The organism is Hydrogeniiclostridium mannosilyticum (assembly GCF_003268275.1).
Lineage (GTDB): Bacteria > Bacillota > Clostridia > Oscillospirales > Acutalibacteraceae > Hydrogeniiclostridium > Hydrogeniiclostridium mannosilyticum.
The window spans coordinates 62,490-86,017 of sequence record NZ_QLYR01000012.1 but is presented as its reverse complement, the minus strand read 5'-3'; the positions used below and the strand labels follow the sequence as shown (position 1 = coordinate 86,017).

The following is a 23,528-nucleotide window of genomic DNA, read 5'->3' as shown; positions in this document are numbered from 1 at the left end:
CGCCAAACGGCCGCATGGGCATGGTGCTGGCCAACGGCTCGCTCTCCTCCCAGTCCGGCGGCGAGGGGGACATCCGGAAAAACATCATCGAAGCGGATTTGGTAGACTGTATCATCGCCATGCCCGCCCAGCTGTTCTATACGACGCAGATTCCCGTTTCCCTGTGGTTCCTCTCCAAGAACAAGAGGCAAAAGGGCAAAACCCTGTTCATCGACGCGCGGAAGCTGGGCACGATGGTCACCCGCAAGCTGCGGGAACTGAGCGACGAGGACATCGGGAAAATCGCGGACACCTACAACGCCTTTGCGGCGGGGACGCTGGAGGACGTGAAGGGCTTCTGTGCGGTGGCAACGACGGCGGAAATCAAGGGGCAGGATTACATCCTCACCCCCGGCCGCTACGTGGGCATAGAGGAGCAGGCGGACGACGGCGAGCCCTTTGAGGAGAAGATGGCCCGCCTCACCGGGGAGCTGTCGGAGCTGTTCCAGAAGTCCCGCGAGCTGGAAAAGGAGATTCGGGAGAAGCTGGGGGCGATTGGGTATGAGTTGTGAGTGGAAAGCTTGTAATTTAGGTTCTATAATGACTTTTAAAAATGGAAAAAAGCGTCCGAAAACAGTAGGAAAATTTCCAGTTTACGGTGGTAATGGTATACTTGGATATACGAATGAATGGAATAACGAAAATTGTGTTGTCATAGGGCGTGTAGGTGCTTATTGTGGCAGTGTTTTTCGTGAATACAGTAAATGTTGGATTTCAGATAATGCAATATGTGGAATATCAAATAATGATAATATCGAATATCTTTATTATCTTTTAAGTTCTCTACAATTAAATCATAGGCATATCGGAACAAGCCAACCTCTTTTAACACAAGAAATCTTGAATAATATTCAAGTGACAATTCCGCCGTATGTTGTTCAAAATAAGATCGCATTGATTTTGCGTTCCCTCGACGACAAAATCGAACTGAACGACAAGATAAACGAGAACTTGGAGCGGCAAGCTTTCGCTCTATTTGACCGGCTTATGATTGAAGCGGGTAATTCAGATTGTCTGGTATCAGAGATAGCATGTCTTAACCCGAAGCGTTCTCTTTCTAAGAATGAGGTTGCACGCTATATTGATATGTCGCAGCTTTCAACCTCTGGTGCATTCCCCTCCGGCTGGAAAATGAAGCCGTTCACGGGAGGTATGCGTTTCTCCAATGGTGACACATTGTTAGCCAGAATTACGCCCTGCCTTGAAAATGGGAAGACTGCCTATATTGACTTCCTTGATAATAAGGAAGTCGCGTTTGGGTCAACAGAGTATATTGTCCTTGCACCCAAGGAAGGTATACCGCCTGAGTATCTGTACTGTCTTGCACGCTATCCCGCATTTGTGGATTATGCGGTTAAAAACATGAACGGCAGCAGTGGTCGACAGCGTGTGTCAGCAGATATAATCGGTCAATTTGTAATGCCGCGTCCAAGCGAAAGGAATTTGAGAGACTTTGGAAGCGTTGTCTCTGCTTTATTTATGAAGATGAAAAATAACTCTCTTGAAAATATCAGACTGGCATCACTAAGAGACTCCCTTCTCCCGAAGCTGATGTCCGGCGAGATTGATGTTTCAGCCCTGCAAATATAGGAAAGCTGCCTAAAAGGCGCTATTGCCGTTAGCAGCCACACATGTAGGAGGACGTTGATATGTCTGGAATTTTTAATGAATCCAATATGCTCCAGGCTTTAAAAAAGTATATACCGAACGGGAAGGCTTTATTGGCAGGTATACATGCCGTGGCAAAAGAAACGGAGGCAGTCCATACTGCTACACGGTTAAGCACCGGAAGCGCGGTGGAATGGCTTTTGTCAATGTACATAGCCAAATTATATTGTCTTTTGCGCAATGAGGTGTTATAATACTATTAAACATAAAATATTTGACTGTGACGAACAGCGATTGTTTTTCATACAGCGACAGCACAGCCGTTTTCAAAGCGGCGTTTTTTTCAGTCTTGAGTTAATATAAACTAACTTGAGGGCTCAATAAAAACCAACAGGTTGTTATCCCGTTGGTTTTATGAGGCTGATAACCTCAGCAATAGCCAGCAGAAGCGCTGAAAAGTGTGGGAAGAGAAAGGATGGAGATATTATGCTTCAAATCACAGTGAAAATTGACGGTATGATGTGCGGGATGTGTGAGGCGCATGTGAATGACGCTATACGCAAGGCTTTCCCGGTCAAAAAGGTTTCCGCGTCCCATAGTAAGGGGCAGGCAGTCCTTTTGACCGAAACAGATATTTCAGAGGAAGAGCTTTGCAAGGCGATTGACGCTACAGGGTACCGGGTATTGTCAGTGACGAAAGTACCTTATGAGAAGAAGGGGCTTTTTTCCGGTTTACGGAAATAATAGCACGAGTGAAAGATAAAAAATGCCTGCTGAAACCCAAACCAGAGAGGGGGACAGCAGGTGTTTTTTTGAGGAGGCTTGTTCTCTGAAAAGGCCTTTAACCCGCCAGAACCTAGTCTTCTGAGCGTTCATGCTCAGAGAGCAGCATCGAGGTGCAATGCGGGCAGCGAACGGCGTCTATTGCAATTTTAGACTTGCAGTAAGGGCATGTCTGCTCGGCCGGCCTCGCCGGCGCCTCCGGTTTTTTCCTGCGAAGGTGGTTGACGAGCTTTACAAATAGAAAAACGACAACAGCAATGAGTAAAAAATTGATGACAGCTGACAGGAATGCGCCGTAATTAAGCTTAGGGGCATTTTCGCCTGCGCCCAAGGTGATGTACAAGCTTGAAAAATCCATGCCGCCGGTTAACAGCCCAATTACGGGTGAAAAAATATCGTTGACAAGTGAATTTACAATGGCGGTAAAAGCGCTGCCTACAATAACGCCGACTGCCATGTCAATCACATTGCCCCGGGAAATAAACTCTTTAAATTCTTTGATGACGCGCATGCAATTTCTCCCCTTCTTCGCCAGTTAGCCTTATTATAGATGTATGCTTAGGAAAATGCAACGGTTCGGCAGAATCACACAAAATCCCCAGTGCAAGGAGCTCGTTCTGCTCCGTACAGAAGGCTAAAGTGAATGAGAGGACCTACGATGGACGAATCTTCTCACAACTAAAACGCGCCTTATCATGGGATTTTCCCTGACGAGGCGCGTGATTTATTGATATGGCGGCGTCTGTTAAATACGGATTAGCTGCCGGTAGCGCCGCGTTCCGAAAGGGGAAGATATTCACGGTGCTCGGAGATGCTCTTGTAAGCAGGACGGATAATCTTTCCAACGTTGATTTGCTCTTCCAAAAGATGAGCGCTCCATCCGGCGATTCTCGCCATAGCAAAAACCGGCGTGAAAAGCTCGGTGGGCAGGCCCAGCATATGGTAAACAAAACCGCTGTAAAAGTCAATGTTTGCGCTGACGCCTTTGTAAATCTTACGTTCATCGGCAATAACTTGAGGCGCCAGGCGTTCCACCATTGCGTAAAGGCGGTATTCGCGGTCCATCCCTTTTTCTTTTGCCAGACTTTCAACAAAGGTTTTGAAAATATTAGCGCGCGGGTCGGAAATAGAGTAAACAGCATGCCCCATACCATAAATTAGGCCTGCGCGGTCAAAGGCTTCTTTATGCAACAGGGCACGCAGATAAGCGGCTACCTTCTCCTCGTCATCCCAGTCGTCTATTTGTTCTTTCATATCCTCGAACATGCGCACAACCTTGATGTTGGCGCCGCCATGGCGCGGCCCTTTCAGAGAGCCCAATGCGGCGGCAATAACAGAATAAGCGTCAGAACCGGAAGAAGCGACAACATGAGTTGTGAAGGTAGAGTTGTTGCCGCCGCCGTGCTCTGCGTGAAGAACCAGGGCCAAGTCGAGGATGCGGGCTTCAAGATCGCTGTATTTATTGTCAATGCGCAGCATATATAGAATATTTTCCGCAATTGAAAGATCGGGCTGCGGCGCATGGATAAAGAAGCTGTTATTGAGCCGATCCGTGTCATGCGCGTAGGCCTGATAGCCGTAGACGGCCAATTGCGGGAACAGGGCAATCATTTCCAGACACTGGCGCAGAACGTTTTCCAGAGAGGTATCGTTTGCTTTTTCGTCATATGCATATAATGTCAGCACGCTGCGCGCCAGGGTGTTCATCATATCCTGGGTGGGGGCTTTCATGATAATATCACGAACAAAATTAGTTGGAAGGGTTCTGTATTTATTTAGAACCTGTTTAAAGTCAGCGAGCTGCCCGGCGGTAGGAAGATTCCCGAATAAAAGCAGGTAGATGGTTTCTTCAAACCCAAACCTTTTTTCGCGGACAAAGCCTGCCACCACTTTCTCAATGTCATACCCGCGGTAATAGAGTTTACCTTCACAGGGAACCGATTTGCCGTCTATCTTTTTACTGGAGACGATTTCTGAAATTTCGGTCAGGCCGGTCAAAACACCGTTCCCGTTAATATCCCGCAGGCCGCGTTTTACATCATATTTGGCATAAAGGCCGGTGTCAATGGTACTGTGTTCTTTACACTTTGTCGTTAAGGCTTCAATTTCCGGGGTAATCTCAAAAAAATCATCCTGTTCTTTTTTGGCCATGGCTACACGCTCCTTTTTCATTGATTTTTATTCGTTCCGGATCCTCAACAGGGAAAATAAAGCAGACGGGTAAGCAGAGAAGGAACAGAGCCTGTTTATTTTCAACCTCAATGATTACGTTTGTAAAATATTATATTATTAATTATAAAGGAAATAAGAACGGGTTACAACGATCTATTTGTAAAACAGCTGTGAATAAACTGTGTATATTGTACACAAATAAAGAAAAGCGGAATATTAACGCTTATTCAATAAGGCCTTCCCGCTGCTCCAGATATTCATCATAGGTGCATCGGCGGTCTATACAGCCATCCTCTGTAATTTCAATCACTCGGTTGGCAACGGTTTGCATCAGCTGGTGGTCGTGAGAGCTAAAGAGGACAATGCCGCCAAATTCTGAAAGGCCATTGTTGACTGCGGTAATAGACTCCAAATCCAGGTGGTTGGTCGGCTGGTCCAGAATCAAAACATTGGAACCGAACATCATCATGCGTGAGAGCATGCAGCGGACCTTCTCGCCTCCGGAAAGGACGCTGACCGGCTTGTTGACATCATCGCCGCTGAACAGCATTTTACCGAGAAAGCCGCGCAGGTAGGTCTCTGTGGTATCCTTGGAGTATTGCTCGAGCCATCTCAAAATACTGAGGGTACAGCCATTGAAGAAGGGGGAAGAGTCCAGCGGGAAATAGGAGCGGCTGGTGGAAACGCCCCATTTAAAGCTGCCTGCATCGGGCGCTTCTTCTTCCATCAAAATTTTAAACAAGGCAGTTTTAGCGGTGTCCTGGCCGGCAAAGGCGATTTTATCGCCCTTTTCCACCCGGAAGCTCAGCTGGCTTAGCACCGGTTCACCGTCTATTGTTTTGCAGAGGTTTTCCACCGTGAGAATCTCCTTGCCGGGCTCACGGTCCATAGAAAAACCGACATAGGGGTAGCGGCGGCTGGAGGCGGGCATCTCCTCGACCGTAATTTTATCCAGCAGTTTTTTGCGAGAAGTTGCCTGGCGGGATTTACTCTTGTTGGCGGAGAAGCGCTGAATAAAGGTTTGCAGCTCCTTGATTTTTTCCTCCGCTTTTTTATTTTGGTCGCGCAGCATGCGCTGGATCAATTGGCTGGAGTCGTACCAAAAATCGTAGTTGCCGACATACATCTTAATTTTTCCATAATCTATGTCGACAATATGGGTACAGACATTGTTTAGAAAATGGCGGTCATGAGAGACGACAATAACAGTGCCGGGGAACTCCGCAAGCCAATCCTCCAGCCAGTGGATAGAGTGTACGTCGAGGTCGTTGGTAGGCTCGTCCAGCAGGATGATATCCGGTTGGCCGAACAAGGCGCGGGCTAGCAGAACCTTGACCTTGACATTGCCCGGCAGTGTTTCCATCCGGTCATATAAAAGCCCGTTATCCAGCCCCAGGCCCTGCAAAAGCTTCCCCGCCTCGGTCTCAGCCTCCCAGCCGTTGAGCTCCGCAAATTCTGCTTCAAGCTCAGCGGCAAGGTCCCCGTCGGCCTCAGAAAAGTCTTCCTTGGCGTAAAGCGCGTCCTTTTGTTTCATGATGTCATACAGGCGTTGATTGCCCATTAGAATGGTGTCAAATACAGTATAATCATTAAATGCATGGTGGTCCTGTTTCAGAATGGACATGCGCAGCTTGGCAGCGATGCTGACTTCGCCCTTGCTTGGCTCCAGCTCGCCGGATAATATCTTTAAAAAGGTGGATTTTCCTGCACCATTTGCACCAATTACCCCGTAGCAGTTGCCTTCTGTAAAAAGCAGGTTTACGTGGGAAAAAAGTGTCTGCCCGCTAAAGCTAAGTGTTAAATCAGATACCGTTATCATGCGTTCCTCCGTTAATTCCTTCCATATTCAGGCAGTAAGCCTATAATCTTATTAAAATATAATTATACTATAAATTACACCTATTTTAAAATAGATGTTTGTGCTGGAGTTTATAATTTCTACTATAATTTTTAATTCATAATTACTAATATATGGCTTGTATATCCGATGAGGTGAATATTTTTTTAGAGACAGCAGCAGGCCGCCGTTGTTTAGGCCCCGGAATAAATAGCGGTCAGTGGTAATATGTCTGTGGGCAGCCGCTATGGCTAGGGCAGAAAAGAGGCCCCATGTACAATATGCGGGAGCCTTCCGTCAGCCTATCGAAAGATATTTTAAGCGGTTTTATTGTGATTATCTCATATTAGCGCCTGGGCCGTAAGTCAGGGGCCGGGGAGGGAAAACAGTTTGTTATCTTTTTGTTTTATCTGGCAGGAGGGAGGCTTCTGTGGTATAATGGCAACAGCCCGCGGAGCGGTTGCGGGGAAGCGATCGTTGTCGGATGGGGCGCAACCCTAAGAGCAATTTAGTAAAGTGCACGGATACTGCTTACAGGGCGGCAGTAAATCCTCGCTATCTCATGATTAACTTATAGCTGTGAAAAGGGAAGTGTTTAAAAATGGAAAATCAGGAGTCCCGGCTGAAACAACAGCTGCGTTTTGCCATTGAAGTGGATAAAATGAAAAATATTCTGCGCCGCACAGTTCTGATGGATGAGAGCCGTCGGGAAACGGATGCGGAGCATTCCTGGCATTTTGCCATGATTGCTATGCTTTTTTTGAGTATGCGGGCGAGGGGGTCAACCAGGAACGTGTTCTCAAGATGGCCTTGGTGCATGATTTGGTGGAAATTTATGCCGGAGATACTTTCGCTTTTGACGAGCAGGCCAATGTGAACAAGGATATGCGCGAGCGGCAGTCTGCGGATAAGCTTTTTACACAACTGCCGGCGAGTCAAGGGATGGAGCTGCGGTCGTTGTGGGAAGAGTTTGACGCGATGGAAACTCCGGATGCCCGTTATGCGGCTGCAATCGACCGCTTGCAGCCGTTTCTCAGCAATTATGTTACGAAAGGGCATACCTGGCTGCTGGGGCATGTTACCAGCGATAAGGTCTATAAGCGCCTGGAACCGGTACGCACAGATATTCCCGCCTTGTGGCCGATTGTAGAAGGAATGATTCAGGAATCCATAGAGAAGGGGTACCTGGCCCCTTGAGCTGTTTTTTGCAAAATTGAAAATCCCCGCTTCGATATCATACCGGAGCGGGGATTTTCACAGGAAGGGCTGCTTATTTAATCTGTAAGCCCTTCAAACTGCATGTTGTAATATTTGGCGTAAAGGCCATTCCTCTCAAGCAAAAAGGAATGATTGCCGCGTTCTACAATACCGTCGTCGCTGATGACAATAATCTCGTCTGCGCGGCGGATGGTGGAAAGTCGATGTGCAATAACGATAGTGGTCCTGTTTTTTGAAAGCTCCTCCAGGCTGTCCTGAATATGACGCTCGCTTTCATTATCCAACGCGGAGGTTGCCTCGTCCAAAATCAGAATTTTTGGGTTTTTCAGGAAAACACGAGCGATAGAAATCCGCTGCTTTTGGCCGCCGGATAACCGTGCGCCCCGCTCGCCGACATAGGTGTCGTAACCGTCTTCCAGGCCCATGACAAATTCATGAATATTAGCTTGCCTGGCGGCGGAGACAATTTCCTCCATGGTGGCATCGGGCTTACCATAGGCAATGTTGTCCCGAATGGTTCCGGCGAACATGTATACATCCTGCTGGACAATGCCAATAGCTTTGCGCAGGCTCTCCAGTGTTATGTTTCGTACATCTTTCCCGTCTATGGTGACAGAACCGGCTGTTACATCGTAAAAACGGGGGAGCAGGCTGCACAGCGTCGTTTTACCGCCGCCGGAAGGGCCTACAAGCGCCACCGTTTTACCGGCAGGGATTTGAATGTCGATGCCCTCAAGCACCATATTGGTATCATCGTAGCTGAAAGAAACATGGTTATAGGCAATGTCTCCCTTGACAACACCAATGTCCTTGGCGCCGGGCGTGTCGACAATTTCTGGTTGAGTATCAATGACCTCGACGAACCGTTTGAAGCCGGAAAAACCCTTTTGGAACATTTCAGTAAATTCAACCAGGACCTCAATAGGGTTGATAAAGATGTTAATATACAGTGCATAAATGGCAAGGTCGGTTGCTTTAATCTGCCCCAATGCAATAAAAAAGCCGCCGCTGACAAGCACGGTTAAGAACAGCATACCCTGGAAAAAATTGTTTCCAGCATGAAAAGTGCCCATGCGCTTGTAATTGCGTTCCTTGGAGTCAAGAAATTGAAGGTTGCTGCGCTCAAATTTTTTGTGCTCGACCGGTTCGTTGGCAAAAGATTTTACCACCCGGATGCCGGCCAGGCTATCTTGCAGGCTGGCGTTGACCGTGGCGATTTTTCGGCGGTTATCCATAAATACCGCGCGCATCTTCTTGTTTTGATTAACGCTGAAAACCAGCATCAGAACGGTTACAGCCAACAGAATCAACGTCATGGGGATGTTGATTAGAAGCAGGAGAATAAACGAACCGATAATTTTCAGAATTGAAATGAAAATATTCTCTGGCCCATGATGCGCCAGCTCGCTGATGTCAAACAGGTCAGAGACAAGCTTGCTCATCATTTCTCCGGTATTATTCTGGTCATAGTAGGAAAAAGACAGGCGTTGGTACTGGTCAAAAAGTTCCTGGCGCATATCGCTTTCCATGCGCGCTCCCATCACATGGCCCTGGTAGGTGATATAGTACCGGCCCAGGTAGCGGACGATATACATCACAAGAAGGCCCAGGCCGAGCCAGGGAAGGCTTTTCAGAATCAGCTCGGCGTTTTGGGTAAACAGATGGTTGGTCAGCAGGTTTAAAATTTGCGGAAAGGCCAAATCCACCAGACTGACAATCATCGCACAGAACATATCAATGAAAAAGACTGCCTTATAGGGTTTGTAATATTTAATGAATCGTTTCAAAAAATACATGCGTTAAAAACCTCTGGATTTAATTTTTTCGGGCTCGGGATACTCCTCCCCAAAGGTTTCAACTGTTACCTTCACCATTTTTTGCTCAGTAAGCGGGCGATCCTGCCGGTTGCGCTCAGCATGAACAATCCGATCGCATTCCTCAAGCCCCGAGATGACCTTGCCGAAAGCGGCATAGTCGCCGTCTAAATACGGCGCGTCAGCAACCATGATAAAGAATTGGCTCCCGGCGCTGTTGGGGTTCATGGCACGTGCCATGGAGAGCACGCCGCGCGTGTGCTTTAAGGCGTTTTGGAAGCCGTTGCGGGCAAATTCACCCTTGATGCCGTAACCGGGGCCGCCCATGCCGCTCCCCTCGGGGTCGCCGCCCTGGATCATAAAGCCCGGGATGACCCGGTGGAAAATGGTACCGTTATAAAAACCTTTGCGTACGAGGTCGATAAAATTATGGACGGTATTAGGAGCGATATCGGGGTAGAGCTCAACCTCGATTTTGCCGTTTTCCGTCTCAATGGTAACAATTGGATTTTTCATGAAATTTTCCTCCACATCTATATAGCCCTATTAAAGAGCATAAAGTTTATTTTTTATTATAACATAAACCGTAAGGAAAAGAGAAGGCTAATTTTGTTTCTTTTTAAAGGCGGGTATGCTATAATATCTTCATACTGCAAAGCAGCCGGCGGACCGGGGTGCTTTACGGGGAATATAAACAGACGGGAGCGTGGTTCTTTGAAATTTATATCCTGGAATGTCAACGGCCTGCGGGCGTGTATGAATAAAGGCTTTATGGATTATTTCAACGAGGTAAACGCGGATTTCTTCTGTATACAGGAGACGAAAATGCAGTCCGGGCAGGTGGAGTATGAGTTGCCCGGCTACCGCCAATATTGGAATTCCGCCATAAAAAAAGGCTATTCAGGGACGGCTGTTTTCTGTAAAGAAGAGCCGCTTTCCGTCGCTTATGATATTGCTGCGCCGGAACACGTAGGGGAGGGGCGCGCGATTACCCTGGAGCTAAAGGAATTTTACCTGGTAAACGTATATACGCCTAACGCCCAGCGGGATTTAGTGCGGATTGATTACCGCATGCAATGGGAGGATGCCTTCAGAGCCTATCTGATAGGCTTGAACTGTAAAAAACCAGTAATTGTCTGCGGAGACATGAATGTAGCGCACGAAGAAATTGATTTAAAAAATCCGAAAAGCAACCGGGGAAATGCCGGGTTCAGCGACCAGGAACGCGGAAAGATGACAGAGCTCTTAGAAAGCGGCTTTATTGACACCTTCCGGATGCTTTATCCTGAGGCTACAGGCGCTTATACCTGGTGGAGCTATATGTTCCATGCGCGGGAGAAAAACGCGGGCTGGCGTATCGATTACTTTTTGGTCTCGGAGGCCTTGAAGGAGCGGGTACAGGCCGCTAATATCCATGCCGAAATTATGGGCAGCGACCATTGCCCCGTTGAATTGGTCCTTGGGTAAAATTACAAAGGACTGCCCGGGTGGGGCTCCTTGCGGTTTATCAGCGGTAAATTAGCCTTGCCCCATCAGTTAGGGCTTCATGCCTGCAAGCTTTCTTTAAAGAGGCGTTGAAAATCCGGCCGCTGATTATCGCTTGCGCTATAGCTCCTAAACGGGCAGCGAATTACAAAGAACACCGAAACAGGGGATGGCGGCCGCCATCCCCTGTTTCGGTGTTAAAGCGATGAAAGTATAAAATGTGTTGTCAGCGATCTGTTTTGGAAGACTCCGGCTGAAGAACCCGCTTGAGATATTGGCCTGTATAAGAATCCTGGACTTTTGCGACGGCTTCCGGTGTGCCTTTTGCAACAACGGTGCCGCCTTCGTCGCCGCCCTCGGGCCCGATATCGATGATATAATCTGCGGTTTTTATCAAGTCTAAATTGTGCTCAATGACAACGACGGTATTGCCCGCGTCAACCAGCTTCTGTAAGACATCAATCAGCCGGTGTACATCGGCAATGTGCAGGCCGGTAGTGGGCTCGTCCAGAATATAGATGGTTCTGCCGGTTGCCCGCTTGGAAAGCTCGGTTGCTAATTTGACCCGCTGTGCCTCGCCGCCGGACAGGGTAGTGGCTGGCTGGCCGATTTTAACGTAGCCCAGTCCGACGTCGACCAGTGTTTGCAGCTTGCGGGCAATGCGCGGCAGGCTGCTGAAAAATTCCAGACCTTCTTCCACGGTCATTTCCAGAACATCGTAAATACTCTTTCCTTTATATTTGACCTCCAGCGTTTCACGATTGTACCGCCTTCCCTTACAAATGTCGCAGGGGACGTAGATGTCGGGTAGAAAATGCATTTCAATTTTGATAATGCCGTCGCCCTCACAGGCTTCGCAGCGGCCGCCCTTGATGTTAAAGGAGAACCGGCCGGATGTAAAGCCGTGAACCTTTGCATCCGGGGTGGAGGCGTATAATTCACGGATGTCGGTAAACACGCCGGTATAGGTAGCAGGATTGGAGCGCGGCGTCCTGCCAATGGGAGACTGGTCAATTTCGATAACCTTGTCCAGCTCTTCCAGGCCTTTCATTTGCTTGAATTTGCCGGGGCGTTTCTTGGCGCCGTTGAGTTCGCTGGCAAGGTGTTTATAAAGAATCTCGTTCACAAGCGAGGATTTGCCGGACCCGGACACCCCTGTCACACAAACGAAGCAGCCGAGAGGAATATCTACATTGATGTTCTTGAGGTTGTTCTGTGCAGCGCCGGTAATTTTTAGCTTTTTGCCGCTGCCTTTTCGACGGCTGGAGGGGACCTCTACTTTTTTTATACCGCTTAAATATTGCCCGGTAATGCTTTCTTTACAGGCGAGAAGCCCTTGAACATCTCCGTTGTAAACGACATGGCCGCCGTGGATGCCGGCGCCTGGACCAATATCTACAATGTGGTCGGCGGCTCGCATGGTCTCGTCATCATGCTCAACGACAATGACGGTATTGCCGAGATCTCTGAGGTGCTTTAGGGTTGCAAGCAGCTTGTCGTTATCGCGTTGATGCAGACCGATGCTGGGTTCATCCAGAATATAAAGCACCCCCATCAGGGAGGAACCGATTTGTGTGGCCAGACGGATGCGCTGGCTCTCTCCGCCTGAAAGCGTTCCGGAGGAGCGCGAGAGGGTCAAATAGCCCAGGCCTACACTGCGTAAAAAGTTCAGCCGGCTTTTAATTTCCTTCAAAATAGCATGTGCGATCATGGCGTCGCGTTCTGAGAGCTTCAGGCTCTCTACAAAATCCAGCGCGGTGATAACGGATTTCTCGCAGAACTCCGCAATATTAATCCCTCCGACCGTTACCGCGAGGCTCATGGGGGCCAGCCGTTGCCCGTGGCAGGCATCGCAGGGGATCGCGCTCATATAGGACTCGATTTCCTCTTTGATCCAGTTGCTTTGGGTGTCACGGAAACGCCGCTCGAGGTTGTTGATGATCCCCTCAAACTCAGCCCGGTAGCTGCCGCTGCCATAGTCACTCTTGCGTTCCAGCGTGATTTTTTCACCCTTGGTGCCGTATAAAAGAATGTCGATGATTTTGGACGGCAGCTTCTCCAAGGGCGTGTCTAAGGAAAATTTATAGTGTTTTGACAGGCCCTGCATGTACATGTTGGCAATGGAGTTTCCCTCCATTGCCCAGCCGCTGCCTTTCAGCCCGCCTTGATTAATGGACTTGCTTTTGTCGGGAATAATAAGGTCGGGGTCAATTTTCATAAAAACACCGAGGCCGGTGCATTTGGAGCAGGCGCCGAATGGATTGTTGAAGGAAAACATCCGTGGGCTTAGTTCGTCCACGCTGCAACCGTGCTCCGGGCAAGCATAGCTCTGAGAGAAGGTTAGGTCCTCTCCGCCGATGATGTTGACCACAATCATACCGCCGGAGAGCGAAGCGGCAGTTTCGATGGAGTCCGCTAAACGGGAGCGGATTTCGCTGTTGACCACCAGGCGGTCCACTACAATTTCAATAGTATGCTTGTAGGTCTTTTCAAGCTTAATAGGATCGGAAAGGTCGCGGATTTCTCCGTCAACCCGCGCACGGACAAAGCCATTTTTTCGGGCGTTTTCAAATTCCTTGACATGTTCGCCCTTGCGTCCGCGTACCACTGGGGACAGAATCTGTATTCTTGTTTTTTCAGGGAGCGCCAGCACCTGGTCCACGATCTGGTCAACTGTCTGCTGCTTGATTTCACGCCCGCAAACTGGACAATGGGGAATGCCGACCCGTGCGTAAAGCAGGCGGAGGTAATCATAAATTTCGGTGACGGTTCCCACGGTTGAACGCGGGTTTTTCGAGGTGGTTTTCTGATCGATGGATATTGCGGGGGAGAGTCCCTCAATATAATCGACATCCGGTTTTTCCATCTGCCCCAAAAACTGGCGCGCATAAGAGGAAAGGCTTTCAACATAACGGCGCTGGCCCTCGGCGTAAATGGTGTCGAAGGCCAAGGAGCTTTTTCCTGAGCCGGAAAGCCCTGTGAAAACGATTAATTTGTCCCGGGGAATTTGAATATCAATATTTTTCAGGTTGTGCTCGCGGGCACCCTTGATGAAAATATCTTTTAGCGTCATTGATTTCATTCCTCTCAATGTTGTGAAATTTATTCTTCCTCCAGCTCCCTGATTTTATCTCGCAGGAAAGCGGCGTGTTCAAACTCAAGCAGCTTGGCGGCGGCTTTCATTTCCTTCGTCAGCTGTTCTATGGCTGCTTTCTTTTCGGACACCGTCATATAACGCTTTTTATTGTTTTTCTTTTCCTCCTTGTGGGTGGAAATCTCCAATATATCAGAGACCTTCTTGCTAATGGTTTTAGGCGTGATGTGGTGTTCCTCATTATAGGCAAGCTGAATTTGCCGGCGGCGTTCTGTTTCGCGGATAGCGCCCTCCATGCTGGGGGTTACGGTGTCCGCATACATAATGACCTGTCCTCCAGCATTTCGCGCGGCCCGGCCGATTGTCTGAATCAGCGAACGCTCTGAACGCAGGAACCCTTCTTTGTCGGCATCCAGAATGGCAACCAGGGACACCTCCGGGATATCAAGGCCCTCGCGCAGCAGGTTAATGCCGACAAGCACATCGAACTTACCCAGCCGGAGGTCCCGTATAATCTCCATGCGCTCCACGGTGTCCACGCCGTGATGCATATAGCGGATTCTTATGCCCATCTCATCTAAATAGGAGGAGAGGTCTTCTGCCATTTTTTTGGTCAGCGTGGTGACCAGGACTCGTTCGCTGCGGGCGGTGCGGAGGTTGATTTCAGAAATGAGGTCGTCAATCTGGCCTTCCGTCGGTTTTACAATGATTTCGGGGTCCACCAGCCCGGTCGGCCGGATGACCTGCTCCACCGTTTGGGCAGCGTGCTCATTTTCAAAATCGCCTGGAGTTGCACTGACGAAAACGGCTTGATGGACATGCTGGTAGAACTCATCAAAATTCAGGGGACGGTTATCGTAAGCGGACGGAAGCCGGAACCCATAGTTGACAAGAACGTCCTTGCGGGCACGATCGCCGGCATACATGGCGCGCACCTGGGGCAGGGTCACATGGGACTCATCGACAAACAGCAGAAAGTCGTCCGGGAAATAATCCAGCAGGGTGCAGGGCATACTTCCAGGCTTGCGGCCGGACAAGACGCGGGAGTAGTTTTCAATTCCTTTGCAAAAGCCGACCTCGCGCAGAAGTTCAATGTCATAGACGGTGCGGGCGCGAATACGCTGGGCTTCCAGCAGCTTTCCATCTTTTTTAAAAAATTCCTCGCGCTGCAGCATTTCGTCTTCAATTTCCTGGACGGCCTGCTGCATCTTTTCCGCGGGAACAATATAGTGCGAGGCTGGGTAAATGGCGACGTGCTTGAGCTCTGCCTTCAGGTCCCCGGTTAAGGCGTTGCGTTCGGTTATGCGGTCGATTTCATCCCCAAAAAACTCCACCCTGATGATGGTGTCTGTATTTTGCGCGGGAAAGATTTCAACCGTGTCGCCGCGAACCCGAAATTTATTGCGGATGAAGTTGATATCGTTGCGTTCATACTGGATTTCGACCAATTTTTTTAGCAGCTCATCCCGGCTTTTCTGCATTCCGGGGCGCAGGGAAATTACCATTGTGCGGTAATCAATGGGATCGCCCAGGCTGTAAATACAGGAGACGCTGGCGACAATAATGACGTCCCGGCGCTCAGATAGCGCGCTGGTGGCGGAGTGGCGCAGCTTATCAATTTCATCATTGATAGCGGAGTCCTTTTCAATGTAGGTGTCGGTGGTGGGAATATAGGCCTCCGGCTGATAATAATCATAGTAGGAAACAAAATATTCGACTGCGTTGTTGGGGAAAAATTCGCGGAACTCAGCGCAGAGCTGGGCGGCCAGAGTCTTGTTGTGAGCGAGCACAAGCGTCGGCCGGTTCAACTGCGCAATGACATTGGCCATTGTGAAGGTTTTGCCGGAACCGGTTACGCCTAAAAGCGTCTGCTCCCGGTCGCCGTTCTGAATGCCCTTCACCAACTCCGCAATTGCTTTTGGTTGGTCGCCGGTTGGCTGATAAGAGGAAACCAACTCAAATACATCTTTTTGACTCATATTTTCAAAATCCTCACTAACAGCAGGAACGCCTGCCCGTTCTGTTTATTCCCTTGGACGAATATTTGTATTTAATAAAACGAATATTTGTACGGATATAATCGTACTCCATATAAAAATTTTTGTCAAGACTTATGCCGGTGAATCCACCATTTGGGAGTAATGCTATGCGGCGGGAAAGCCTACTGAATCATGATAGCACAGGCGGCGGTTGCTTACAATTTATCCGGCTTATTTTACCCAGTTCAACAGTGCAAATATGCCTGACACGGGCCTTTTGCTGCATAGAGCGTACATCACGTGAATCTGTCAAAAATCAGGCGAACAAGTAGGGACAAGTATGGTGGACTTATAAATGTATGGTTGCAACAGAAAATCATTTCTATATTTATATAGTTTTAGTTGACACCGCTGAAAATGTGCGGTATAAAAAAGAAAGAGTCTTTTGTATTGAAACTGGAAAAAGCCGGAGCCGCATGTCGCACAGGGGCATAGAGCTTGCCATTGCGAAGAGGTACACTCCCGGCCGTAAGCAACGATTTAAGAGGAGGATGATTCAGATGAGAAAAATTTCAGTCATTTTGGGAAATGTGGGGGCTTGCAGCGACCGTTATTGCCCGGCATACGCCGATCCCTTTACCGTTGAGCAAATGTTTGAACGGGTTGCTTCTATTGACACCGTACGCGGTGTTGAGTTTGTGGGGAACTGGCATATCACAAAGGAGAGCGCGCCTCAGATTCGGGAACTGCTTGAAAAATACAAGCTTCAGGCGGTTTCCATTATCCCGGATCATTTTGGCGAGATGAAATGGAAATTCGGCGCTTTTACCAACAAGGATGCGGGCATCCGCAGGGAGGCGATCGCGGTAACAAAAGATATGATTGATGCCGCCCGTCTTATCGGCTGCCCGACTATCAGCCTGTGGCCCGGGCAAGATGGCTACGATTATTATTTCCAGGCGGATTACATGCAGGAACGCACCTGGTTTGAGGAAGGGGTCGCGGCGTGCTGCGGCTATGCGCCCGACATGAAAATCTCCATTGAATATAAGCCGAAGGAGCCGCGCAACCGCAGTTATCCCTCCAATGTTTACAGCACACTGCTGATGGTTAAGGAGATTGGCTGTGATAACTGTGGCGTGACCATTGATTATGGACATGCGACGGTTGCCTATGAGAACGTGGCGGAATCTGTCGCTGTGCTCAAAAAATATGGCGATAAGCTTTTCCACCTGCATATGAACGACAATTACTGCATGTGGGATGATGATATGATCGCCGGGACCATTCATACCATTCCATATTTGGAGCTGTTCTACTGGCTGAAAAAGACCGGCTACAGCAACTGGATTTCTACCGACCAATATCCGTACCGTGAGGATGGGCGGGATGCCGTCAATGAAACAGTCGCTTGGATGAACGCCTTTATGGATGCCGTAGACGCCATGGACAGTGAAGAAGTGGAGGCTATTATCCACAAGGGTAACGCCTGTGAAGCGAGCGCGTTCTTGCGCAAGGCTATTTTTGGTAAAAAATAATAGAACTGGGGAAAAAGAAGATGAATGAGTATATCAAGGCCCTGCGGGCCTATATACAAAAGGATTACCGCGAAATGTACCGCGAAAAAGGCGGCGTTTTTCCCTATGGCTTTCTGACTCCGGGGTCCAAAGCCTATGATGATGTGCTGTGGGATTGGGATTCCTACCTTTCCAACGTGGCGCTGAAGCAAATTTTGGCAGATGTGGGTGCGGACCCGGGGGAAGCGGAGGCCTATGAAAAGGGCTGTGTTTTAAATTATCTTTCTTTTACCGGCAGCGACGGGTTTATGCCGATCGCGGTGGTGCGGGATGCGGACCTTGCAACGCTGCGGCCTGCGGATATTTACCGAGAGAATATGCACAAGCCGGTTCTGGCCCAGCATGCGGCGTTTCTGGTGCGCTATGGGGACGGAGATGTGGAGTGGCTGCGCAATGATTTTCTGAAATTGCAGTTTCATATCAACAATTATATTAATCATCACAAGCATCAGCCGACCGGCCTTTTTTACTGGCAAACCGATAAGATGATCGGAGTGGATAATGATCCCTGTACCTTTTACAGGCCAGATGGTTCCTCGGCCTCTATTTATTTAAATTGCCTGATGGTGAAGGAACTAGAGGCTATGGTATATCTTTGCCGGCAGCTTGGCATGCCGGCGGCTGGAGTATTTTACGAACAGGAGCGGGTGGCGCTGGTTGAAGCGGTACGAACCCATTGCTACGACGACCGGGACGGCTTTTTTTACAGCGTTGATATTAATCTGCGGCCTGTGGATTTTTCAGGGGATTCCTTTTACCATAAGGGGATGCCGCGGCATTGGGACTGCTTGATTCAACGCATTGATGTCTGGTCCGGCTTTATGGCGCTATGGGCAGGCGTTGCCACAGAGGAGCAGGCTGCCCGGGCCGTTGAGCGCTACCGCGACCCGAAGTCGTTTAATTGTCTGGCGGGGGTCCGTACGCTTTCCTGTCAGGAGAAGATGTACCGGGTAGTTGCGTCGAGTAATCCCTCCTGCTGGCTGGGGCCTGTGTGGGGCATTGCCAATTACATGACTTTCCGCGGGCTCGTTCGCTATGGGTTCCTGGAGGAAGCCCGAGAGCTCTGCGAAAAGACCATTACTCTGTTTGGGCGGGATATTCTCCGCTTTGGAGGCATGCACGAATATTATTCGCCCGATGATGGAGAGCCGCTGCTGAACCTGGGTTTCCAGAATTGGAACATGCTGGTGCTGAATATGATTGACTGGTATGAGGGAAGGGACTATATCACGGAATTTTAAAAGAGGCGTCTAAGAAAAAATAAAGGGCTTACCGGCACTCAACTTTATGTGCCGGTAGGCCCTTTGACTATGATAAAGATGTGTTTATAGGGAAGCTTGGACCTCTGAAATATAGGCCGCGGCGGCGTCAAAGGACTGCTCGTCCGGCAGGTGCTCAATGATTGCCGGCGTATCAGAATCCAGGCGGTTGAGACACCGAAGCAGGGTGTGGTAGTCCATATGCCCGGCGCCGGGCAGCACCTCCTGGAACATAGCGGTTACGGGTTCATCCAGCAGGGCAATATCTTTTAAATGTACGGAAACGATCTGGCTGCCGAAAAGGGCAAATGCCTCCTCTAAAAATTGGGTAATATGGCAATAGAGATGAGGGCTATTGATGCAGTTGCAGGGGTCAAAATGGACGGCAACTCCAGGCCGGTCAACAGCTTTTAAAAATTTACAATAAGCCTTGGGGTGATCTAAAAAGTTATAGGGCATCATTTCAAAGGAGAGCGTTGTCCGCTTTGGCTTTACTGCGTCCACGACCCTCCGGGCCACATCGACCGCTTGGGCAAAAAAGTCTGCCGAATAGTTGTCGGGATGCGGGCCGTACCAGCTTTTACCGGTGTACGTTCCCAAAATGTTCACACAGGTTTTTGCGCCGAGCTCTTCAGCCAGGGCCAGCCGTTCAATCATATGCTCAATGTTTTGCTCAGCCAGCTTTTGATCCCTGGATAAGGGGTTGCACCACGCGCCGACCTCCGCGAATAGGATTCCGCGCTGTTCCAATTCCCGCACAAAAAGCGTATTCATAGCCGTATCCCCAGCGTTTAGAAAATCAGGGCAGACAGCGGCGGTAAACCCTTTTTCAACATGCTTTTGGGCAAAAAGGGCGGGGTCCTTTCCCCAGTTAAAAACGGTTCCTCCCAGTCTCATCAAAAATAACCTCCTCATTGTGTGGTCAGTATTCTAATTGCCATATCCATGGCGATGGGATACAATGCAAGCATCGGGTTAGGGGCGTAGCATGCCTCTTTGGACGAGATTTCCGTAACGAAGGTTGCCGCCTCAACCACATGCTTAACCCCTGATGTTTTTTCTTGTCTCTTAGGGTATGATATTTGCTATAAGAATGGTGACGGCAATGGGATTTACAAGAGGCATCATGCTGGAGGGAATCTCCTGTTCGGGTAAAACTTCAGTCTTTAAAGAAATCAAACGTCTTCACGGTAATGGCCGTGAAAACGAAAGAAGCGTCATTGCGTTGGGAGAACATTATTCTCAAGTGCTAAATAAAACAGATGATGGCCTTGTTCGGCTGGATCAAGATGCACATTTATCACTACTGAATGAACGTTTATCCATGGTAGAGCAGTTGAACCAATGGGCTTGTTCGTTAGGGGAGGCAAGACGGCAATCGAGGGGCCTGTTCGTCCTGTTTGAGCGCTTCTATCTCAACCATATAGCCGCTTTTAACACGCCATCTGTCAGTATTGAAAATCGGTGCAACCAATTAGGCCTTAAATGTGTATTGCTTACCATTTCCGATGATAACATAGCCAACCGCATTCGTTTAAGAGATACGCAAATGGGGGTGGTACGAACAGCGGATGCTATTACAAAGCAGGCTTCTGATTATCTTGCCGGCCAGGAGCGTTTTGTCATGGCGATTAATCGAGTTTCTATTCCTAGCTTGATTCTTAACACCGATTCCATGGATTGGACATCTTTCGCTCATGATATTCTGAATTTCTCAGATTCTACTTGAACCTGATAGCAGATTTCCATTCTGGACCTTTAATGAATATGATAACACCTGTAAGGAAAAAGTAAAGAAAAAGTTTTAGGCGAAAACCACCAAAAAAGTGCGCGGCATTGGTAAGATATTTTTTAGGAAAAACAGGATACGTTCATAATATTGTAACAATTGTCTAATATACTAATTTTAGCACTTGATAATATGGAGTGCTAAAATAAAGGGGTGTGATACCATGAATGCTCAAAAGTTTACTCAAAAATCTTTAGAGGCAATCCAGGATGCGCAAAATATTGCTATTGAAAACAACAATATGCAAATTGAACAGGAACATCTGGTTGCGGCGCTCCTTCAGCAAGATAATGGATTGATTCCGCAGCTACTGAAGAAAATGAATGTGGACCCTGCCGCCGTATTGCAGCAGGTGGAACGAAAAATTGCTCAGATGCCCGGGGTGACCGGGCCAGGCCGGGAGGCTGGAAAGATCTATGTGGCGGCGGATGTGGACCGGGTATTAACAGATGCCGAAAAAGAAGCGGACCGTATGAAGGATGAATACGTCAGTGTGGAGCATGTTTTCCTTGCCCTGCTGAACCATCCGAATGCCAGCCTGCGGGAGCTGCTTCGCACCTTTCAGGTCGATAAGAATCAATTCCTGTCGGTGCTGTCCTCTGTGCGCGGCAACACCCGTGTAACCAGCGACACACCAGAGGATACCTATGACGCACTCGGAAAATATGGGCAGGATTTAGTGGAACTCGCTAAAAACCATAAGCTGGACCCCGTGATTGGCCGTGATTCAGAAATTCGCAATGTTATCCGAATCCTTTCAAGAAAAACAAAAAATAACCCGGTGCTCATTGGTGAGCCCGGCGTTGGCAAAACAGCAATTGCCGAGGGCTTGGCGCTGCGGATTGTACGCGGCGACGTACCTGTAAACCTGAAGGATAGAAAGCTCTTTTCGCTGGATATGGGCGCACTGATTGCCGGCGCAAAATTTCGCGGCGAGTTTGAGGAACGCTTAAAGGCAGTGCTTAATGAGGTTAAAAAATCCGAGGGCAAAATCATTCTCTTTATTGATGAACTGCATACCATCGTCGGCGCCGGTAAAACCGAGGGCAGCATGGATGCGGGCAACCTGCTTAAGCCCATGCTGGCCAGGGGGGAGCTGCACTGCATCGGTGCGACCACGCTGGACGAGTACCATCAGTATATTGAAAAGGACGCGGCCTTGGAACGCCGCTTCCAGCCGGTAATGGTGGAGGAGCCGACGGTGGCGGATACGATTTCTATTCTCCGCGGCCTGAAGGAACGCTATGAGGTGTTCCATGGCGTAAAGATTCAGGATCAAGCGCTGATTGCCGCTGCGACGCTGAGCAACCGCTATATCACCGACCGCTTTTTGCCGGATAAGGCCATCGACCTGGTGGACGAGGCCTGCGCTATGGTGCGTACGGAGATGGACTCTATGCCCTTGGAGCTGGATGAGGTTTCCCGTAAAATTATGCAGTATGAGATTGAAGAGGCTGCCCTAAAAAAGGAGACGGACCAGCTTTCTCAAGAGCATCTGCAAAGCATTCAAAAGGAATTGGCGGAGCTCCGTGCCCATTTTAAGGAAATGAAGGCTAAATGGGAAAATGAAAAAACCGCCATTGAAAAGGTTCAGAAGCTTCGCAGTGAAATTGAGCAGGTAAATGCCGATATTGAGAAAGCGGAACGCGGCTATGATCTGAATAAGGCGGCGGAACTGAAGTATGGCAAGCTTCCCGCGTTGACGAAAGAACTGCAGGAGGAAGAAAGAATTGCTGAAGAAAGCCAAAATTCCGGTTCTTTGCTGAGAGACCGCGTAACGGAAGAGGAGATTGCCCGCATCATCGGCCGCTGGACCGGGATTCCTGTCAGCCGTTTGATGGAGGGCGAACGGGAAAAACTCCTCAGATTGGATTCTATCCTGCATGAACGGGTTATCGGCCAGGACGAGGCGGTTGAAAAGGTTTGCGATGCGATTCTGCGTTCCCGTGCAGGAATCCAGGATCCAGACAGGCCCATTGGTTCGTTCCTGTTTTTGGGGCCGACCGGCGTTGGTAAGACAGAGCTCGCAAAGGCGTTGGCGCAGGCTCTATTTGACGATGAACGCAACATGGTGCGAATTGACATGACCGAATATATGGAAAAATACTCGGTCAGCCGCTTGATTGGTGCGCCCCCGGGATATGTGGGCTACGAGGAGGGCGGCCAGCTAACCGAGGCGGTTCGGCGCCACCCTTACAGCGTCGTTCTGTTTGACGAGGTGGAAAAGGCGCATCCGGACGTGTTTAACGTACTGCTGCAGGTGCTGGATGACGGCCGCATTACAGACAGCCAGGGCCGTACGGTCGATTTTAAGAACACGATCATCATTCTTACCTCGAACCTCGGCTCTCAGTTTATTCTGGAAGGGATCAACTCAAACGGTGAACTGGAGGAAAGCGCCAGAACGCAGGTTGAAGCGATGCTGAAACAGCAATTCAGGCCGGAGTTCCTCAACCGCTTGGATGAAATCGTATTCTATAAGCCCCTGACAAAGGAAAATATCTTCCAGATTGTTGATTTGCTGATGAAGGATCTTCAGCGCCGTTTGGAGGATAAACAGCTCAGTGTTTCACTTACAGAAGCGGCTAAGGAACTGGTTGTCGAACAGGGGTTTGATCCCGTCTATGGCGCCCGTCCGCTGAAGCGTTACATTCAAAGCAAGGTTGAGACGCTCATTGCACGCTTGATTATTGAGAAGGATCTGAGCCCGAGAACCCATTTAACGGTGGATCGCGAGGGCGATCAACTTGTTGTGCGTACGAGTCCCGAAAAAGCATAATGCTTTCAGAAGATCTTTTTTGCTAAAATAGAATGAGGGGCCGCCGGCAGCAGATGCTGCCGGCGGCCCCTGTTTTATCTGCCGGTCGCTTATCC

Annotated in this window: 17 protein-coding genes and 1 pseudogene; 10 read left to right on the top strand and 8 right to left on the bottom strand. The window is 49.1% G+C overall.

Annotated features, from left to right (window positions below):
- The 4 genes from DPQ25_RS12995 to DPQ25_RS12980 all read left to right on the top strand — a co-directional run.
- A partial coding sequence (locus tag DPQ25_RS12995) for an N-6 DNA methylase (protein ID WP_146740568.1) occupies positions 1-551 on the top strand: 551 nt, incomplete at its 5' end.
- The gene (locus DPQ25_RS12990) at positions 541-1,629 is read left to right on the top strand and encodes a restriction endonuclease subunit S (RefSeq protein ID WP_112333607.1); all 1,089 of its coding nucleotides are present in this window, start codon (positions 541-543) and stop codon (positions 1,627-1,629) included. The genes DPQ25_RS12995 and DPQ25_RS12990, both read left to right, overlap by 11 nt.
- Positions 1,630-1,688: 59 nt before the next feature.
- Complete coding sequence (locus DPQ25_RS12985) at positions 1,689-1,901, top strand: hypothetical protein (protein ID WP_112333606.1); 213 nt, start codon at positions 1,689-1,691, stop codon at positions 1,899-1,901.
- A gap of 232 nt (positions 1,902-2,133) precedes the next feature.
- On the top strand, positions 2,134-2,391 hold the full coding sequence (locus DPQ25_RS12980) for a heavy-metal-associated domain-containing protein (protein WP_112333605.1): 258 nt from the start codon (positions 2,134-2,136) through the stop codon (positions 2,389-2,391).
- 112 nt (positions 2,392-2,503) lie between these two features.
- Here DPQ25_RS12980 and mscL read toward each other — a convergent pair whose 3' ends face one another.
- The 3 genes from mscL to DPQ25_RS12965 all read right to left on the bottom strand — a co-directional run bounded on the left by mscL (position 2,504) and on the right by DPQ25_RS12965 (position 6,421).
- Positions 2,504-2,941 (bottom strand): large-conductance mechanosensitive channel protein MscL, encoded by a 438-nt coding sequence (gene mscL, locus DPQ25_RS12975; protein WP_112333604.1) that lies wholly within the window; start codon positions 2,939-2,941, stop codon positions 2,504-2,506.
- A 245-nt stretch (positions 2,942-3,186) separates the two neighbouring features.
- The gene (locus DPQ25_RS12970) at positions 3,187-4,581 is read right to left on the bottom strand and encodes a citrate/2-methylcitrate synthase (RefSeq protein ID WP_112333603.1); all 1,395 of its coding nucleotides are present in this window, start codon (positions 4,579-4,581) and stop codon (positions 3,187-3,189) included.
- 244 nt (positions 4,582-4,825) lie between these two features.
- Positions 4,826-6,421, bottom strand: a complete 1,596-nt coding sequence (locus DPQ25_RS12965) for an ABC-F family ATP-binding cassette domain-containing protein (protein ID WP_112333602.1) — start codon at positions 6,419-6,421, stop codon at positions 4,826-4,828.
- A 619-nt stretch (positions 6,422-7,040) separates the two neighbouring features.
- Here DPQ25_RS12965 and DPQ25_RS12960 point away from each other — a divergent pair.
- Positions 7,041-7,636, top strand: a pseudogene (locus DPQ25_RS12960) (HD domain-containing protein).
- Between the two features lie 77 nt (positions 7,637-7,713).
- On the opposite strand, the gene DPQ25_RS12955 reads toward DPQ25_RS12960, so the two are convergent.
- Together DPQ25_RS12955 and DPQ25_RS12950 are read right to left on the bottom strand one after the other, a co-directional pair.
- A complete protein-coding gene (locus tag DPQ25_RS12955) occupies positions 7,714-9,453 on the bottom strand; it encodes an ABC transporter ATP-binding protein (protein ID WP_112333601.1) in 1,740 nt (579 codons plus the stop codon).
- A 3-nt stretch (positions 9,454-9,456) separates the two neighbouring features.
- Entirely contained in the window at positions 9,457-9,987 is a 531-nt protein-coding gene (locus DPQ25_RS12950; RefSeq protein ID WP_112333600.1) for a peptidylprolyl isomerase, read from the bottom strand.
- A 198-nt stretch (positions 9,988-10,185) separates the two neighbouring features.
- Between DPQ25_RS12950 and DPQ25_RS12945 the strand changes: the two genes are divergently transcribed.
- On the top strand, positions 10,186-10,938 hold the full coding sequence (locus tag DPQ25_RS12945; protein WP_112333599.1) for an exodeoxyribonuclease III: 753 nt from the start codon (positions 10,186-10,188) through the stop codon (positions 10,936-10,938).
- Between the two features lie 244 nt (positions 10,939-11,182).
- Here DPQ25_RS12945 and uvrA read toward each other — a convergent pair whose 3' ends face one another.
- Positions 11,183-14,029: an excinuclease ABC subunit UvrA gene (uvrA, locus tag DPQ25_RS12940; protein ID WP_112333598.1), complete on the bottom strand. Its 2,847-nt coding sequence runs from the start codon at positions 14,027-14,029 to the stop codon at positions 11,183-11,185.
- A gap of 29 nt (positions 14,030-14,058) precedes the next feature.
- Positions 14,059-16,029, bottom strand: a complete 1,971-nt coding sequence (uvrB, locus tag DPQ25_RS12935) for an excinuclease ABC subunit UvrB (protein WP_112333597.1) — start codon at positions 16,027-16,029, stop codon at positions 14,059-14,061.
- A 560-nt stretch (positions 16,030-16,589) separates the two neighbouring features.
- Between uvrB and DPQ25_RS12930 the strand changes: the two genes are divergently transcribed.
- Positions 16,590-17,567, top strand: coding sequence for a sugar phosphate isomerase/epimerase family protein (locus tag DPQ25_RS12930; protein WP_177577095.1), 978 nt, complete (start codon positions 16,590-16,592; stop codon positions 17,565-17,567).
- 20 nt (positions 17,568-17,587) lie between these two features.
- Positions 17,588-18,847 (top strand): MGH1-like glycoside hydrolase domain-containing protein, encoded by a 1,260-nt coding sequence (locus tag DPQ25_RS12925; protein ID WP_112333595.1) that lies wholly within the window; start codon positions 17,588-17,590, stop codon positions 18,845-18,847.
- Positions 18,848-18,931: 84 nt separating this feature from the next.
- On the opposite strand, the gene DPQ25_RS12920 is transcribed toward DPQ25_RS12925, so the two are convergent.
- Complete coding sequence (locus tag DPQ25_RS12920) at positions 18,932-19,762, bottom strand: sugar phosphate isomerase/epimerase family protein (RefSeq protein ID WP_177577093.1); 831 nt, start codon at positions 19,760-19,762, stop codon at positions 18,932-18,934.
- A 208-nt stretch (positions 19,763-19,970) separates the two neighbouring features.
- Between DPQ25_RS12920 and DPQ25_RS12915 the strand changes: the two genes are divergently transcribed.
- Entirely contained in the window at positions 19,971-20,594 is a 624-nt protein-coding gene (locus DPQ25_RS12915) for an AAA family ATPase (protein WP_177577091.1), read from the top strand.
- A 223-nt stretch (positions 20,595-20,817) separates the two neighbouring features.
- Entirely contained in the window at positions 20,818-23,433 is a 2,616-nt protein-coding gene (clpB, locus tag DPQ25_RS12910) for an ATP-dependent chaperone ClpB (protein WP_112333592.1), read from the top strand.
- Positions 23,434-23,528 lie beyond the last annotated feature (95 nt).